Origin of the sequence: Rhizobium sp. BK418 (assembly GCF_004341105.1) — a bacterium.
In the GTDB taxonomy this organism is placed as follows: Bacteria; Pseudomonadota; Alphaproteobacteria; order Rhizobiales; family Rhizobiaceae; genus Rhizobium.
In genome coordinates this window covers 41,147-56,119 of record NZ_SLZK01000014.1, presented here as the reverse complement: position 1 = coordinate 56,119, position 14,973 = coordinate 41,147, and the positions used below count along the sequence as shown (strand labels likewise).

General features: G+C 58.6%; 12 protein-coding genes and 4 pseudogenes. 7 read left to right on the top strand and 9 right to left on the bottom strand.

What is annotated here, in order from left to right; genetic code table 11:
• A pseudogene (locus EV281_RS31500) lies at window positions 1-108 on the top strand (LysR family transcriptional regulator); the annotation flags it as partial.
• Window positions 109-309: 201 nt separating this feature from the next.
• Here the strand turns inward: EV281_RS31500 and EV281_RS30470 are convergent.
• Complete coding sequence (locus tag EV281_RS30470) at window positions 310-1,290, bottom strand: AraC family transcriptional regulator (RefSeq protein WP_132658568.1); 981 nt, start codon at window positions 1,288-1,290, stop codon at window positions 310-312.
• Window positions 1,291-1,416: 126 nt separating this feature from the next.
• On the opposite strand from EV281_RS30470, the pseudogene EV281_RS30465 reads away from it, so the two are divergent.
• Window positions 1,417-2,419: pseudogene (locus tag EV281_RS30465) on the top strand (aldehyde reductase).
• 627 nt (window positions 2,420-3,046) lie between these two features.
• Here EV281_RS30465 and EV281_RS31390 read toward each other — a convergent pair.
• Both EV281_RS31390 and EV281_RS30460 read right to left on the bottom strand, forming a co-directional pair.
• The gene (locus tag EV281_RS31390; RefSeq protein WP_165912011.1) at window positions 3,047-3,220 is read right to left on the bottom strand and encodes a hypothetical protein; all 174 of its coding nucleotides are present in this window, start codon (window positions 3,218-3,220) and stop codon (window positions 3,047-3,049) included.
• 603 nt (window positions 3,221-3,823) lie between these two features.
• Window positions 3,824-4,561: a TetR/AcrR family transcriptional regulator gene (locus EV281_RS30460; RefSeq protein WP_132658567.1), complete on the bottom strand. Its 738-nt coding sequence runs from the start codon at window positions 4,559-4,561 to the stop codon at window positions 3,824-3,826.
• 116 nt (window positions 4,562-4,677) lie between these two features.
• Between EV281_RS30460 and EV281_RS30455 the strand changes: the two genes are divergently transcribed.
• The gene (locus EV281_RS30455; protein ID WP_245508415.1) at window positions 4,678-5,121 is read left to right on the top strand and encodes a cupin domain-containing protein; all 444 of its coding nucleotides are present in this window, start codon (window positions 4,678-4,680) and stop codon (window positions 5,119-5,121) included.
• Between the two features lie 376 nt (window positions 5,122-5,497).
• Here the strand turns inward: EV281_RS30455 and EV281_RS30450 are convergent, their stop codons facing one another.
• Complete coding sequence (locus EV281_RS30450) at window positions 5,498-6,475, bottom strand: alpha/beta hydrolase (protein ID WP_245508414.1); 978 nt, start codon at window positions 6,473-6,475, stop codon at window positions 5,498-5,500.
• 272 nt (window positions 6,476-6,747) lie between these two features.
• Here EV281_RS30450 and EV281_RS31385 point away from each other — a divergent pair, with 272 nt between their 5' ends.
• Window positions 6,748-6,885, top strand: a complete 138-nt coding sequence (locus EV281_RS31385) for a hypothetical protein (RefSeq protein ID WP_165912010.1) — start codon at window positions 6,748-6,750, stop codon at window positions 6,883-6,885.
• Between the two features lie 49 nt (window positions 6,886-6,934).
• Here EV281_RS31385 and EV281_RS30445 read toward each other — a convergent pair whose 3' ends face one another.
• Entirely contained in the window at window positions 6,935-7,546 is a 612-nt protein-coding gene (locus tag EV281_RS30445; protein ID WP_132658565.1) for a L,D-transpeptidase, read from the bottom strand.
• Window positions 7,547-8,196: 650 nt separating this feature from the next.
• Between EV281_RS30445 and EV281_RS30440 the strand changes: the two genes are divergently transcribed.
• Together EV281_RS30440 and EV281_RS31960 are read left to right on the top strand one after the other, a co-directional pair.
• Window positions 8,197-8,523: a hypothetical protein gene (locus EV281_RS30440; RefSeq protein ID WP_132658564.1), complete on the top strand. Its 327-nt coding sequence runs from the start codon at window positions 8,197-8,199 to the stop codon at window positions 8,521-8,523.
• 532 nt (window positions 8,524-9,055) lie between these two features.
• Window positions 9,056-9,287, top strand: a pseudogene (locus EV281_RS31960) (SOS response-associated peptidase); the annotation flags it as partial.
• 78 nt (window positions 9,288-9,365) lie between these two features.
• On the opposite strand, the gene EV281_RS31380 reads toward EV281_RS31960, so the two are convergent.
• The 4 genes and pseudogenes from EV281_RS31380 to EV281_RS30425 form a co-directional block, all read right to left on the bottom strand.
• Complete coding sequence (locus EV281_RS31380; protein WP_165912004.1) at window positions 9,366-9,506, bottom strand: hypothetical protein; 141 nt, start codon at window positions 9,504-9,506, stop codon at window positions 9,366-9,368.
• Window positions 9,507-10,433: 927 nt separating this feature from the next.
• Window positions 10,434-10,818, bottom strand: a pseudogene (locus EV281_RS30435) (type II toxin-antitoxin system VapC family toxin).
• Window positions 10,818-11,090, bottom strand: a complete 273-nt coding sequence (locus EV281_RS30430) for a type II toxin-antitoxin system VapB family antitoxin (protein ID WP_245508413.1) — start codon at window positions 11,088-11,090, stop codon at window positions 10,818-10,820. The pseudogene EV281_RS30435 and the gene EV281_RS30430 overlap by 1 nt, the downstream one beginning before the upstream one ends.
• A 162-nt stretch (window positions 11,091-11,252) precedes the next feature.
• The gene (locus EV281_RS30425; RefSeq protein WP_132658563.1) at window positions 11,253-13,226 is read right to left on the bottom strand and encodes an AI-2E family transporter; all 1,974 of its coding nucleotides are present in this window, start codon (window positions 13,224-13,226) and stop codon (window positions 11,253-11,255) included.
• A gap of 375 nt (window positions 13,227-13,601) precedes the next feature.
• Here EV281_RS30425 and EV281_RS30420 point away from each other — a divergent pair, with 375 nt between their 5' ends.
• On the top strand, window positions 13,602-14,696 hold the full coding sequence (locus EV281_RS30420; RefSeq protein ID WP_132658570.1) for a GSU2403 family nucleotidyltransferase fold protein: 1,095 nt from the start codon (window positions 13,602-13,604) through the stop codon (window positions 14,694-14,696).
• The last annotated feature ends 277 nt before the right edge of the window (window positions 14,697-14,973 follow it).

The window sequence follows — 14,973 nt, the reverse complement described above, 5'->3', positions numbered from 1 at the left end:
ATCGATTTCAAGATCGGCCTTGGTCTTGCCTGGAACCGGGAGGATCCGACCGCAGGCCGTGATGACATCATCGATATTGCGCGGTCACTCGCGCGTCCGGGCAGGTGAGGGGGAAGGCCGGTCTTTGGTGCGGTAGGTGTGACCGGCCTTAACGCGGAACACGATGGCGCGGAAGAGCCAAGAAGCTCGCGCCAAAGGTGAGACCCTCAGTCGGATTAATCGCCGAGCTTCTAAGGCATAATCCCGCCTCAATGCCACCTGTTACGGGCAACGGTGGCGGCGGGAGATTGGCGATGGAGATAAGCGAGCTCACAGTGTCTGCATCGTATCTGCGACCTTATCCAAGTGCCTGCTGTTTGATCCCATGCGATCCGCAGCACCCAAAGCGGTACGGTAGCCTGTCGGCGAACACCCCGTGATGCGTTTGAAGGCATTGCTGAAGGCGCTCTCGGACGCATATCCAAGCGATCCGGCGATCACCGCGACCGGCGTTGTCTCATCGCGCAGAGCGCGTTCGGCAAGGTGCATTCGCCATTCGGTGAGATAGGTCAGCGGCGCGACGCCTGCGACCGTCCTGAAGTGGAGCGCGAAGGATGTCCGAGACATCGCACATGCTCTCGCAAGCTCTTCCAGATGCCAGGACCGGGCGGGGTCGCCATGCATCAGCCGCAGCGCAGGTGCAATCCTATGATCGGCAAGCGCCCGTAGCCAGCCGGACGGTATTATCCTCGCGGTGTCTAAATAGGAGCGGAGAATCTGAATGAACAGCAGTTGTGTCAACTGCGCCGAGGCGAGCCTTGCACCCGGCTCCCCGGCATCTCTTTCCGCGATCAGTCGGTCGAGAAGCCACCGGAAGACCACGGCATGAGGGGATGCCGCCCGCGTATGAATCCATGGCGGCAATATACCGACAAGCAGCTTGCCGCGGACAGGGTCCAGGAGGACATGGCCACCGATATAGGCGAAGTCATTGCCGTCGCCGAGGGTCGCCATCGTCCGGCCATTGCCGGAGAACAATTCCATAGCCCCGACCGGTTTGACGCCGGGATCGCTGGCAACGACGAACTCTCGCGGTACAGACAACAGTCCGATGTCGCCGGTTTCGAACAGAACCGGCTCTGGCTCTCCGTCGAGAGTGACCAAGCAGCGTCCCTTCACGACGGCGAAGAACTTGATTTTCTCCCGCGCCGGAAAACGGATCGCCCAGGGGCCGCCGGCTGTGAAGCCACCCGTGACGACGGCTTCGGCGCTTGTCAGGGTCAGTACGTCCGAGAAGGGATCAATCTGCATTTCCGTACTATCGCGCTAGTAATCCGCATTTTCAAGCATCCACAGTTCGAAAAGCGCGCCCTACGGTGAAAGCTATCAACCGGTTGCCGCCCATGCGGCCCGACATCGAATGCTTTGAGGTATGACATGACCAACGATCTTGTGCTCGTGACCGGGGGTACCGGATTTATCGCGCAATACTGCATGCTGGCGCTGCTGAATTCCGGCTATCGGGTGCGCACGACCGTCCGCTCCCTGGCACGGGAGGTCGAGGTGCGGGAGCATCTCAAGGCCGGCGTGGAGGCCGGCGAGCGGCTCTCTTTCGTCGAAGCCGATCTAACCGACGATCGCGGCTGGCCGGAAGCCGTTGCCGGTTGCGCCTATGTCCTGCATGGCGCATCTCCTACTCCATCAGGCGATCAGACCCGTGAGGAGGACTGGATCGAGCCGGCGGTCGGGGGAAATCTCAGGGTGCTAGGGGCAGCGCGCGACATCGGCTTTCGGGGCTATCGGGGTTGGACATGGGCCTGATCATCGCAGGCCATTCGATGAAACGGACTGGAGCGATCTGACCGGCAATGTTGCGCCTTACCAGAAGTCCAAAACACTTGCGGAACGCGCCGCCTGGGACTTCATCACCCGTGAGGGGGGGCAGCTCGAACTGACGGCAATCAATCCGGTTGCCGTCTACGGACCTGTGCTGGGGCCGGACTATTCCCACTCCATCCGATTAATCACCAACATGCTGAACGGGCAGCCGGGATGCCTGAACGTCAATTCCTGCTGCGTGGACGTGCGGGACGTGGCCGATCTGCATCTGCGCGCCATGACCGATCCTGCTGCTCGGGGAGAACGATTTCTCGCCACGGTCGGCAAGAGCATGTGGATGATCGAAATCGCCAAACTGCTCCGGCAACATTTCGGTAAAAAGGCTGGAAAGGTGTCGACCGAGGTGTGGCCCGACGAGCAGGTGCGCATCGCCAGTCGGACGAACGAACAGCTCAAAGCAGTCGTACCATTGCTCAATTATGACATGAACGCGACGGGCGAGAAGGCAGAGAGGCTTCTCGGCTGGGCTCCGCAGTCGAGAGAAGGGGCGATCATTGCCACCGCCGAAAGCCTGTTCCGGCTTGGTCTGGTCAGCGCCTGAGGTCGAAAGCCGCAACAGGGCCAGCGCCGACTTCCTCTGGCCACGCGATGTGGCGGCACGCCGACATGTCCGCAATTGGCCGACAGCGGAATGGACTCAGCATTGCCCGTTGTTTTCAGTCGTAGATCTGGGCTGATGATCCTGCAGAATACGGCCTCGATCAAGAAGTCGCGCTGGCGATCGTGCCGAGCCTCGAACGCGGAATCAAAATTGTCTGATAGACGATCGCGTTCAAGCCATTCGGATATTTTTGCGTTTTGACCACGCGGGCTCCTCAAACCAAACTTTCAATACGTCTGTGCCATCGGGTACTAGATATCCGGCTCTTCCGTCTAAGTGAATGCGGGGCATCGGAAATGCCGGAGCGCCTATCGTGCGGCTTGTTTTCCGGCGGCCGGAGGACGCCATGTGGGCGACCGCTGTGTAGTTGATGAGCGCCTACGCGAGCGGGGAAAGAATTACGACGACTCTCCCATCCCCGATCGTTATGGAGAAGTTCCCCGATGCGAGAAGCCAGTGTGTTTACAGTAGATGGCTCAATGGCTTTCCTAATATGGCGCTTGTTAAGCAGCAAGCTGTGGGCAACGCGCGGATCCAACTCTAAGAGGAAATAAATGAAACATGCTCTCAGGCGCCTCCCGAAACGTCTTTACCCGCGCGCCTCAGCTTGCGGAGTCGTTCGTTTTTCTCCTCGCGCAGACGGCGCTCTTCTTCTGCGGCGTCGGCTGCGACCTTGCTAGTATGTTCAAAAGCTGCCGCGCGTTCTTGTACGGTCAGAGTTTTTCTGATCCTGCTCACCATGAAAATCATCCTTGAGGGTTTCCTCACATATGGAAGGATTCTCTTATACTTCAACGTTTTGAGGTCCTACGTCTGCTACCGTACCGCGCGAACCGCCGCTCTTGTGGCGAAGCATTATGCATCCCATCTACGGCTCGCCACCCCACATACGCTAACCGCCGCAGCAGCGTCCGCCGTTGTCTGCGATGACGGTTTTGCGTGGGGTGAGAGGGTCGCTCCCTTCCTCGAGGTTGAGCGCCCTCGGCGACCTTGATCAGGCCCGAGCGTCGGCACATAGAGCGTGGGCTGCGTCACGAGCCTTCTTGTTCGGGCAAGGCACCCGAGTGACCCAAAGGAATGCAGCTATCAAGACCACCAGAAGTGGACCTGTGTGCCACAGCTGCGCGAGAGGTGCCGGAAGGTTTCCGCGGGGCCACCTTGTTCCCGAAGCCGACTGATGTGGTCCGGGAGATTTTCAAGCTGCCGCAAATATTCAGCCGCATCAACTCCGGCAGGCACTCTCACCGAATCTGCGAAAGGCGCGCCGCCGGCACAAGGAAAAGGCAGTGGTCGGCATCTTGTTTGTTTCGGCGTGGAGCGGCGGTGGATGGGATCGCGCGACCATCACCGCGGAGCCGGGTTAAGAATCTGGAACGACGCGGAATTGGTGGACGCTTGATCCAAGTGATCTCCATCATTTTCACCGATCATGTCACTCGGTTCGGATGATGCAATTAAGGAACTCGTCAAGGAAGGACTGGGATCACTTTCTTCCAAGGCGGCCTTCAGAATGGCCTTTGCCGTCCAGCGCAGTATCATCTCGGCCTCGGCAGGTTCGAGCTCGCAGATGTCCCGCATCACCACCACGGACTCAACCCCGGTGACCAAGGACAGCGCGTGAATGAGCTTGTCGAGTTGTTTGGAGCCAATGCGCCCTTGGAGCGGCGACAGCGCCTCCTTGAGCCAGGGAATACGCCTGGCGCCGCGGCGTACCTGCGATTGGCCGGTCACGGAATTGCCGAGCAGCGCCCGGAAGACGCTCTCGTTGTTCAAAATCATATGGAAGATGTCGGCGATAAGCTTGTCCATCCGCGCCTCGGCGTCTTTGACACCCGCATCGTCAGCTGCCGGATCGATGCTGATGATGTCGGCGACCCCATCGAGTACCGCCTCTCGGATGATCTCATCAGGTGTCGAGAAGTAGCGATAGGCGGTGGCCCGTGAAATGCCGGCCAAATCGGCGACCTCCGCCACCGATGGATGTCCGCCCTTCTCGACGATCTGCCGTGCTGCACGCAGCAATTCACTGCGCGTACGGCGCTTCTGGTTTACCCGCTCAAATCTTTTCTCTTGACTGTCCATTTTCACCTCATTATGAGACATGCATCTCATTAAGAGTTGAGTGTATCACAAACGCCTGGGGGCACAAGTCGATGAATTCCATTCCGACAGGACAAGACCAATCGTCGAACTCGCCGATGACCGTTCACTTCATCGGAAACATCCTGACCTTTCGCGCACGGTATGCCGACACGAAAGGCAGCTTCACCGTGATCGAGGTTCTCACCGCGCCGAACGCCGGCCCGCCGCCACACACGCAGACGGATCAGGAGGCGTTTCTCATCCTCGAGGGCCGCTATGAGATCACTGTGGGCAATGAGACTAAAATCTGCGGACCAGGCGACTTCGTGCATGTTTCGCCTGGAACCATGCATGCCTTCCGCAACATTTCCGACGTCCCCTCAAAGCTGTTGCTGATTAACTTTCCGGGCGATCTACATGAAGAATTCTTCGTTGCGGTCGGCGAGCCGCTTCCGCCGGGCACTACGGCGTTTCCTGAGATGTCGCCCCCCGACATTCCGAAAATCATAGAGACGGCCGCCCGTTTCGGCATCGACATTCCGCTGGCGCCGGCAGCCTGAGGAGCAGATGATGCTTATGGAAAAGCTTCTGTCCTACCAGCCTTTGCCGCCGTTGCCCGCGTGCTCGTGACGCTCGTTTTCTGGATTTCCCCAGGCGACTGATCTGGCCTTCGGTTTCCGTGACATGCTGATCGAGATTGGCTGCGACTTCCGGATCGTTTCGAACCCTTGAAGCCGTGAGTTGATGATGCTGAGCGGATGGCTTTTCGCTGCATGAGCGTTGCGGAGGCCGAGGATGGACACGTCGCGGGTTTCGCTGTTTGCCAAATTTGTCTCCTCTTGGGATGCTGCACCAATCCATCGGGAGACCGAAGTGCCGGGCGGTGCACGAGCCGTGCGGATTGGCTGGCCTCTCGGAGCCCGATGGTTCCACGGCTCAATCGGCTGTTCGGATTACATCCCCGATCCATCTTCGGGCGAAGGCGTTTGCCTTTGCCGCAAGTGACGTGGGAAAGCGGTTAAAGCCGTGCGGCGCCTCGGGGACGAGGATGCATCGCGAATTTCCGTTCTGCTGCACCCATCTCGCGTTCATTTCGAGGCTGTCGTCGACGATGGGATCAAGCGATCCTGCGATAAACAGTGATGGCGGAAGGCCCCTGAGGTCAGCATGGAGTGGTCCGTGGCTCAATGAATTGGAAAGGGATCGGGTCAATCGCCGCAGATTCGCAACTGCCGCCGGCGCGTCGATGACAAGACTGTCACGAGACGCCTTATGCAGGCTTGGCGAACCTTGAAGATCGAAGCCGCCACACATCGAATAAAATCCGGCAACTTTACCGATCTTGCCGGCTGTTCGCAGATGGAGGAGCGCCTCGCATCCGAGATGGGCACCCGAGGACTCCCCGCCGATTACCACGCGGTCTACGCCGAAATCGCCAAGATGATCGACCAGCCATTCCGTGGCGCGAACGCACTGAAGAATGGTTTTATCGAGGCGATCGTCACGTGCATTCTCGAAATCGATGACAGCCACAACAACCTGGCATTCTAGAGCGATCTCCCGCGCGAGTCCGCCTTCAAAGCGCGCGTTTCCGATAACCCATGCACCACCATGGAAGTGGATATAGAGGCCAGCCGCCTCTTGTTGTGGCGGAGCCGTGATCCGGATGTTGATCGGACCGGCTTCGGTCTTGATTGTGCGGATGCGCGCCTGCCCGCGAAGGACCGCGATGTCGGGAACGCATCGTTGGCCGATTTCGATCATGCGTTGCAGCAGCGATGCGTTCCAGCGGCGATCCGTCCGATATCGCGGCAGCAAGCTCAGGATCCGGTTCAGCCGGCGGGCGAGGGCCAGATCCTTATCGAGCCAAAATGTTTCACCGGCAGCGTAGTCATGGCGCGGATCTGTAATCAATGCATTGTGACCTCACAACTCGGCATCGAAGGAAGTTTCGAATGGCCGAACGCAGTGGTGAGGCACGGGTTCCTTGGCCTGAGAGAGGCCGACGAATATAAGCCGATTGTTGGAACCGAACGCTTCGGGCATCAGCGTTTTCGCCCATAAATCTGGATCAGCCCGTCGGCGCACCGACAAATCGCTCCCAGCCGGCGCAGTAGCCAACACGGAACCCTTCAAAGTCATGCGACGTTTAATCCCCCGCAAGACAAACAGGGATTTGAACGTTCATGCGTCTGATGATTGCCGTCGTTGCCGTCATGATAGCCTCGGTGCTCAGCATCGCGATCATGTCTCCGTCGGGGGCCGGACAGACCGGCAACGGCGCCAAGATCGAATCGAGCGTGAACGAGGCCGCGGGGAAGTGAAGCTTGATGTCAGGCCGCTTTACCTCCAGAGCCCTGATCTCCCGTCCGATCACCGCTGAACGATCACGCGGGTTCCTGGCTGCACCATCTCAAAAAGCTCCTCGACATCCTCGCGGTACATACGAAAGCATCCGCTCGATGCATTAGTGCCGATGGAGGAGGGGTCGTTCGTTCCATGGATGCGGAGCAGCCCGTCGGCAAGGTAGATAGCGCGGGTTCCGAGCGGATTTGCAGGACCGGGTTTCACAACTTTTGGGAGCCTTGGGTTCTTCTTGCGCATGTTGGCAGTCGGTCGCCATTCAGGGTGCATACGCTTGGATACCACCCGCGTTATTCCGTACCACTGTTTGCCTTCACGGCCGACGGCAATGGGGTATACGAACTGCTCTCCGCTTGCAGTCGTGTAGACAAGCGTGTGCTCACGCGTAGCGATCACTATGGTTCCCTCTGTGCTTCGCTTGAACGGTCGCCTGCGATCATACAGGGGTTCTCGATAGCGAGGGGCGGCGTCGTAATGAGGCGGAGGCGGATACGGGCTGTACGGATCATCATTGTGATAGCCGTCATATTCGTCCGTTCCATCATACGGCGCGTAAACCTGAGCTTCGGCTTGAAAGACTGTCACCAAAAAAGCCGCGGCGAGGAGAACCAACAATCTCATTCTATTCATCCGCTTGTTTTACAACCGGAATTGGGCCGAACTCTATGGCGGCACTATGGCGGATTGAATTCCTCGCTCAAGCGAGGACCCGGGCACTTCGGTGCAGCGAAGTCGCCGAGCCGATCAACTTCGGCAGCGCCACGACGGCCTGGCGGCGTTGGTCAAGAACGAGCTACACAAGGGCTCGAAATTCAACCCGGCCGATGGCACTGCGATCGATGTGAATATCTGACCTATGCAGTCAAGGGCTGGACTCTACGGTCACGCGTGCGGCGCTATTAAGCCGCGCGTGTAGCTTCACGCTGGCATGGGACGCGCAGAGTACGATATCGAACTAATCTGCGCTAGGAACAACTTCGTGTGACGCTCGCAAGCCTTCGAGATAGTGGGTCACGAACGCCGAAGCAAAATCGTTGTAGGTGTAAAAAGAGGTCGGCGGCTCGGTGCGAGCAGTGAACGTAAAGCTGCAAAGTGGCTCACTCAATTTTGGTGACTGTCGCGCAATCACGCCATGTCAGCGTTCATCCAGGCGAAGCGGCCTTGATGATCTGGGAGTTCGGTTGCGAACGTGTGCTGGAGATGCACCGCGTTGACCGCGAATTTTTCGGCTTTGACTGGCAGGTGGAAGGTAGTCTCGGACGCTCAGCGCGATGTTTCGTTGGCATGCCGGTAGCAGCGCGTCTGAGAAATCCGGCAGAAAAATCGCTCGCCTCGTTGAAGTCCGCCAGTTTCCGCTACTTCTCCATGTAAATAGGCATGGGGAAGGCCAATGGTCCACGATTCGTCGGCGAGTAGATATTTTTACTCCGCAGTTCCAAGAGATTGTCCAGGAAAGGCTGCAGGCGTGGTGCGAGGAGAACGGCTTTGCGGAGACCAGCTGGCAGGCGAATGACGCGGTCACGCGCATGATCGCGCTTCTTGAGGGGTGCCGACATGAGGAAGCGTCTTTTCGCGACCTGATGGCGACGTTCAAGTAATGGCGTCCAACCGTATCGCCTCAACCAACCGTGACGGGGTTCTGTCGGTGTCCGCTACGTTCTTTCCGACCAGCGGAAACGAGCGCCTTTCCGGACGGCGGCGATTGGGTTGACACTCATCGGCAATCTTACCAGGTCAATGATGAGTTGAGGCGACCCTTCGACGACCAGGAGGGCATGGCTGCTTCTTTTGACCAATCTGTGAAGGTGGGGCCCGCTTCGTCACGGATGGTCCATACGAACTCGTTCTTTGCGACTGACGAGGCTTATCAACATCGTCTGCTGCGTACAGGCTCGACCGCCTAGCAGGCTCTACAAACATTGCCGCGCCTTACATGCAACCCCACCGCCCCAACGTCGTCGGTGCCGGCCCCGCGTCCACCAGGAGGCGATTACAAGTAATCGCTGTGTTACTCTTGAGAGCGGAGCCGACCCGCGAATATGAGCGAGACTCGGCTACTTGGACAAGTCGTCAATCAGGCTTAACCCGACCGCCCACTCATCGACAAGCACGGCGTCATCCTGCCGCGCGAGCTTCTTTGCGCGCGACGAAAGGCAACCGCTGATTTTTCTCGCCGGTGTGCATGTGCCGCAATGGAAGAGCGTGCGGAAGGTCAAGAACGGTCGACGACTGACGATCTCTACGCCTTCCTGACGACAGAGCCGAACGCAGTCGCAAATCTCTTCCATAAGAAGCGATGCCGGTCCTATTGCCGAGGCAAGAGGACGTCGACGTCTGGATTCGGACGCCATGGGAAGAAGCCTGATCGAGCATCGTCGCAAGGAGGCGGCGCAGCCAAGCCTGCTGTGACGGTCCAGGCTAAAGGAGAAAGCCTTTCGTTTCAAGAGATTCGAAGCGCCTCGACCTCTGCGTTGGCCATCATCAGCGCTTGGTTGTCCGCAACCTCGATCAGCGAGACCAGCACCTCTTCGGGCTTCCATCCCGCGCCAATGGTGCGACCGAAAAGATCATGAAACTCCATTTGCAATGCATCCTGGGGCGCACGAAGCGATCGGGATCTTTCTCCGAGAAGGTCGGCGGGCGGGCCCGATTCTCACTTCGAAAATTCCGAGCCCCAAAAGGCAAGCTGCCGAGTCCGTTACTACGTCGACAGAGGTAGGGAGGGCGGGACCGCACGGTTGAGCTGCGAGCGGAGATTCAGGGGAGGTTCCAACCGCGCGATCCCGACGTCTCAAACGACAGCACGTCCTTTTTGTTCCCACCCTCTTTGAGAACGAACTCGGCGTGCAGCTCTTCATCCGCTCGACACGGCCGGGTGGGGGATCGTCCGCTCGGTTGCGGGTAAGACAGCGAGGAGGATTGCGGTCGGAGACCCGACCTCCTCCCGCGACGACATCATCGATATCGCGAGATCATTGGCCTGGCCGGGCAGGGGAGGGGCGGTGGCCGAGATTTGGCTTGCCTAGTAGCACAAGGTCCGCAGCATTCCAGCGTAGTTCGGCTTTTTGGTGCAATCTTTAACTCTCTTCGACGCGCTGCGGTTTTCTTTGACGCCGCCCTTAGGTGCAATATGGTGCGCATCATTCGTCGAAGACGCATTCGGCGTAGAACACCCGGTCGAACAGAATACAAGCACGCTCACGCCTAACACCGCGAAGGCTTTCATCCTTAACTCCATCGTCTGCCGTGTCAGTCATCATCACTTCAAGAGCGCAATCAGATTTCCCCGGCGCCAACCCGAGGAGATACAGCATGGTGTGAGCATTGTTAGCACGTCGTCCGCAATGTCGACATAGGCTGTGATTCGCCTCAGCCTTATCCGACAGTCGAAACGCGCTCCCCAAAAAAAATTCTTTTGCCGTCGTTTGCTGCCTTAAAGACTTGAATTTCGGAACAGAGAGGCGAACGATATCCGACAGGTCATCGCCGGCGTTGGTGCGGGACGCGATTATGCCGCCTGGATATCGGTTTGGGAAAAGTCGTTGCCGACAAACAGCAGCGGTTCGTCGGCCCGTTTTTCGAGGGCGTAGGAAATGTAATCGGCAAAGTTCAAAGCCGCCTCGTGGCCTCCCTTGCCGTAGGCAAGGCAGGCTTGCGTCGCCAGATCGACGAGATCGGCATCGACCGGAATGGTATCGGCCTCGATTTTGCTGAGCCACAGATCGATTTCGGCCAGCGCATGTTCGCCGCGCCGGCTGGCCATGACCATGCGTGCCTCGAGTACGCAGGTGGCGGGAACTAGGCGGATCCGGTCGGCGACGAGGGCTCGCTCCAGCAGCACCGCCTCGGGCTCATTGCGCGATGGCGACGATGGCGGAGGTGTCGATCTCCATCAGTTCGGAATTCCATGCTCGTCGTAGCCGATAATCTCTTCATCACTTCGGTTGTCCAGCTCGGGCAGTCGACCCACTCGCTCCCGAATTGCGCGCAACTCATCGAGCAGCCGCTCCTGCGCCACATCGCCGTAGCCCAGGCGACGCAGACGTTCGCTCAATGCCTCATGAATGGCGGCCGTTTTGCTGATCCCCTGGCGGCGCGCCAGTTCGTCGGCAAGCGCGACGGTTGCTGGGTTTTTGGATGTTGAGAGACACAAGAAAGAATCCACTAATCTACCTTCTGGCTAATCTCTACCCCAACAGGAACCTCTGTCAAATACAAGGGATGTCCTTTACCGGGGAACAAAAGAGGACTTGATCGTTCGGCAACATGACGTCCTGGTTTCAGGGCGGTCTAAACAACGTTCGTGGTAGAGCCAGCAAATCGCCACCTATGCCTCGGCGCCTTTTGAGACGGAGGCAGCCTTTCCCGCGGTGCGTCGAGTGCGGATCTGGATCTTCCGGGGGTGTGCCAACAACGAAGGCGCCTCGCCGGAAAGGGCCTCACGAGCAGCGTCGGTCAAAGTGGAGGCCGTAAAGTCCGCTTCCGCTAACGCGAGCAATGGCCGTCCGTCCGCACTGTCGGACCACAGCACGGCCCCCACCCGCGCGGAAGGATACATTCGCTTGAAGCGGCGCACGAGTATGGCGGCATGCTTGGCGGAGTCTTCGTTCAGGAAGCAGACAACAATGGCGTTGGCTCCTTTTGGAATGACGTCACGGCTTCTGCGATTGGCGATATCGGAGTGCCTTGCAGCCACGACTGCCGCTCCTTGCACCTGAAGAACCTGAGCGAGCATCGCCGCAGAGGCGTCATCAAGAGGGCCTCTACCGCCGATACAGACCACGGTCTTGCCGGCGCCATCCGGCAATTCCTCTACTTCCTGGCTATTTTCCTCCTCGCCAGGAGTCATAGAGATCTCGACGGTGGTGTTGCTTCCTTCCTGCTCTTCCTCTTCCTCTTCCTCCTGAGCGATATCCTCGAGGTTCGAGACCAGCACCGTGGCAGTTTCGTATACCTGCTCCATCTGCTCGGGCGTGAGCACACCTCTCCTTCGGTCCTGTTCAGCCAGCAGAAGCGCCGGAATAGCGACGCTGCCGTAGTAGTCCTCCAGGTAGTCTTCTTCGAGCATCTCCTCAGCCTGGTCAGTCGCCTCGTCGGGATCTCCGGCCAAGAGCCGCTGGTAAAGCCGTTCCTTGGGATCCAGCACCGGTTCGCTCCCGAACAGGATTTCGAGGAACTCGAACTGCGGAACATAACGGCCAAGCACTGCAAGGCACACCGTCAGCGGCGTCGACAGGATAAGGCCTACGGGTCCCCAGAGCCATGCCCAAAAGATCGCCGCGACGATAATGGCCAGTGGAGAAAGCCCGGTGCGAGAACCATAGAGCCATGGTTCGACGATGTTGTTGCTGATCAGCTCCAGCACGATGAAGATCGCAGCGACCCAGAGAACGAGGCTCCAGCCCGGATCGACCGCGAAAGCCAGAAAGAGCGGCAGCACCGTCGCTATGACAGGGCCGATGTAGGGAACAAACCGAAGTACGATCGCCAGCATTCCCCACAGCACGGCATTGGGGATGCCGACCGCCCACAAGCCGACGGCCAAGGGCACGCCATAGGCACAGTTCACGACCAACTGCATCAGGAGATAGACGGCAACGCGGCTGCCGGCCTCCTGGAGCGCCTCCGTCGTCCGATGGAGGTCTCCGTAACCGACCAGCCGGATAAATCGGTCCCGGAGGTCCTCCCTCTCCAGAAGCATGAATATGACGACCACCACGACAAGGCCGAGTGAAGCGATCGGGCCAAGGAGCGGACTGATGAGACTTGTGAGCGTTTCAATCGGGCGGCTAGGGGCGAATATCTCGACGAGCAGAGGCTCTCTCGGGGCCGCACCTGGAGCAGCCTGATTCTGCCCGGCATTGTCAATTTCCCGCCCGACGCTTTCGACGACCGAGGTCAGACGCTTCACAATGCCATTGTCGGTTCCGCTCTCCTGGAGGGCCCTGATCTTTCCGATAATGTTGCCCTGATAGGTTGAAAGATCTTGGGCCACTTCTGCAACCTGCCAGGCCACGACCAGCGCGAAGAGAACGAGGATAAAGGACGCAAGCACAACGGTGGTTACGACCGCAAGAATGCGAGGAAGGCCAAGTTTACGAAGCCGGGATGAGATCGGCGACAGAGCGAAGGTCAACAGCACTGCGATCGCCAATGGGAGCAGCACCTCCTTCGCAAAATAGAGAATAGCGACAACCGCGAGCATGGTCGCAAAGGCGGGCATGCGGGAGGGGGACACTGATGAAATAGAATAGAGGCGACGAGAGCCGCCGACGTCGTCTTTCAAACCCGCCTCCGTCATCAGAATGTCGGTCGAAGAAGGCTAAAGGGAGATGTTCCTCAGTCTTGTGCAGGTAGCGCGCAGGCCGGACTTGGCAACGGTGGGGGCTTCCCACGGTCTGTTGACAAACTGCGGCCATAGAACGGTTATGATCTGATGTATCGCCCGCATGATGTCTCGGCCGATGAGCACGTGCGGTCCGCCCCTTCAGACGACAGATGATTAGCGATTGTCAATTCAAGGTCTCGCGCGATTCTGGTAACGCCGGTTTGTCTTGCGTCCTGCCGGAAGGCGCGTGCCAAAGGCGGAATTCGGATGCGCCTTTCCAATCTTGCGACCTATCCTCTCGACCGTTATACTGTTCTTGAAAAACAGTATAACGCCGAGTCAAGGCAAATGAAGTCCATCGACCTCATGTATCAGACGATGCTCGCCGAGCTCGGTCAGCGCTCGCTAGACGCCGCGTGGACGGCCGATTTTCCTCCGGAGGGTCGGTTCACCCCGGCCAACATCAAGGGCCGCAAGTATTGGTACTTCGACATCCCAGACGGGCATGGTGGTACTAAACGCCGTTACGTCGGTCCAGCTGAAGACCCGGACATCGCGCAGCGCGTAGCTGGTCATAAGCGGGACAAGGACGATCTACGCGCTCGCAGGCGCCTGGTAAATACGCTTACCCGCGAAGGCGGGATGATCGCCCCTGACGCCATGACGGGCGACATCGTCGAGGCACTTGCCGGCGGAGGTCTTTTTCGGCTCCGCGCTGTTCTCATCGGCACGGTCGCCTTTCAGTGCTACTCAGGCCTCCTGGGTGTCCGCCTTCCCATGGCTGCAATCCTGACTGGCGATGCGGACATCGCCCAGGACTATGCCATCAGTCGAGAGGTTGAAGACAGCCTGCCCCCAATCGTTGAGCTGCTACAGGGCGTCGACGCCAGTTTCCGGCCCGTTCCGCATCGATCCGGGTCCGCGGCCTCGTCGGCGTTTCAGAATGCCGATGGCTACCGCGTTGAATTTCTGACGTCGAACCGTGGTTCGGATGACTATATCGACCAGCCCGCGGAGATGCCTGCCCTTGGTGGCGCCAGCGCGGATCCATTGCGCTTTCTCGACTTCCTCATAAGGGAACCCGTCAGGACAATGCTACTCCACCGAAGCGGTGTCCCGGTCGTCGTCCCTGATCCGTCCCGGTACGCGATCCATAAGCTCATAGTCGCCAGCCGCCGACACACTGACGCGCAGGGATTGGCGAAGCGCGAGAAGGACGTTCGTCAAGCTGCGCTGCTCTTTGAAGCGCTGCAGCAGACAAGGCGATCTGCCGACCTGGCGCTCGTCTACAATGAAGCGTGGGAGCGCGGGCCGGCGTGGCAAGAAGGTATTAGAACCGGGGCGGGGATGCTGTCGGCACAAGACGCCAATCTGTTCAAGATGGTCCTGGTCGAGGGCGCAAAAAAGAACCGCGAAGAAATTGACCTTCCGGTCAGAGAATAGGAAGAGTTGCTGCCGAGGGTTGTTTTAGACAGGCTGCATTCTTACCGCAGAGGCGGAAGCGGATCTGCGTTCGGTCATTCCCACGCACGTGTGCAACGGAGTGCCGCCCAGGTGTGTCGCTAGGTCTCGGCATTGGAACGAGGATCGCAAACCTTGCCGAGGGCAGAGGTCCTTTCAAGGACATGAGCGCGTTTTATCCGTTTTACGGATGGCGCGAAGGCTGTTGGGAAGGCGAGAAAGTTAAAGTTTCTTTCTTGACCGAAAAGCATGCAGTGCT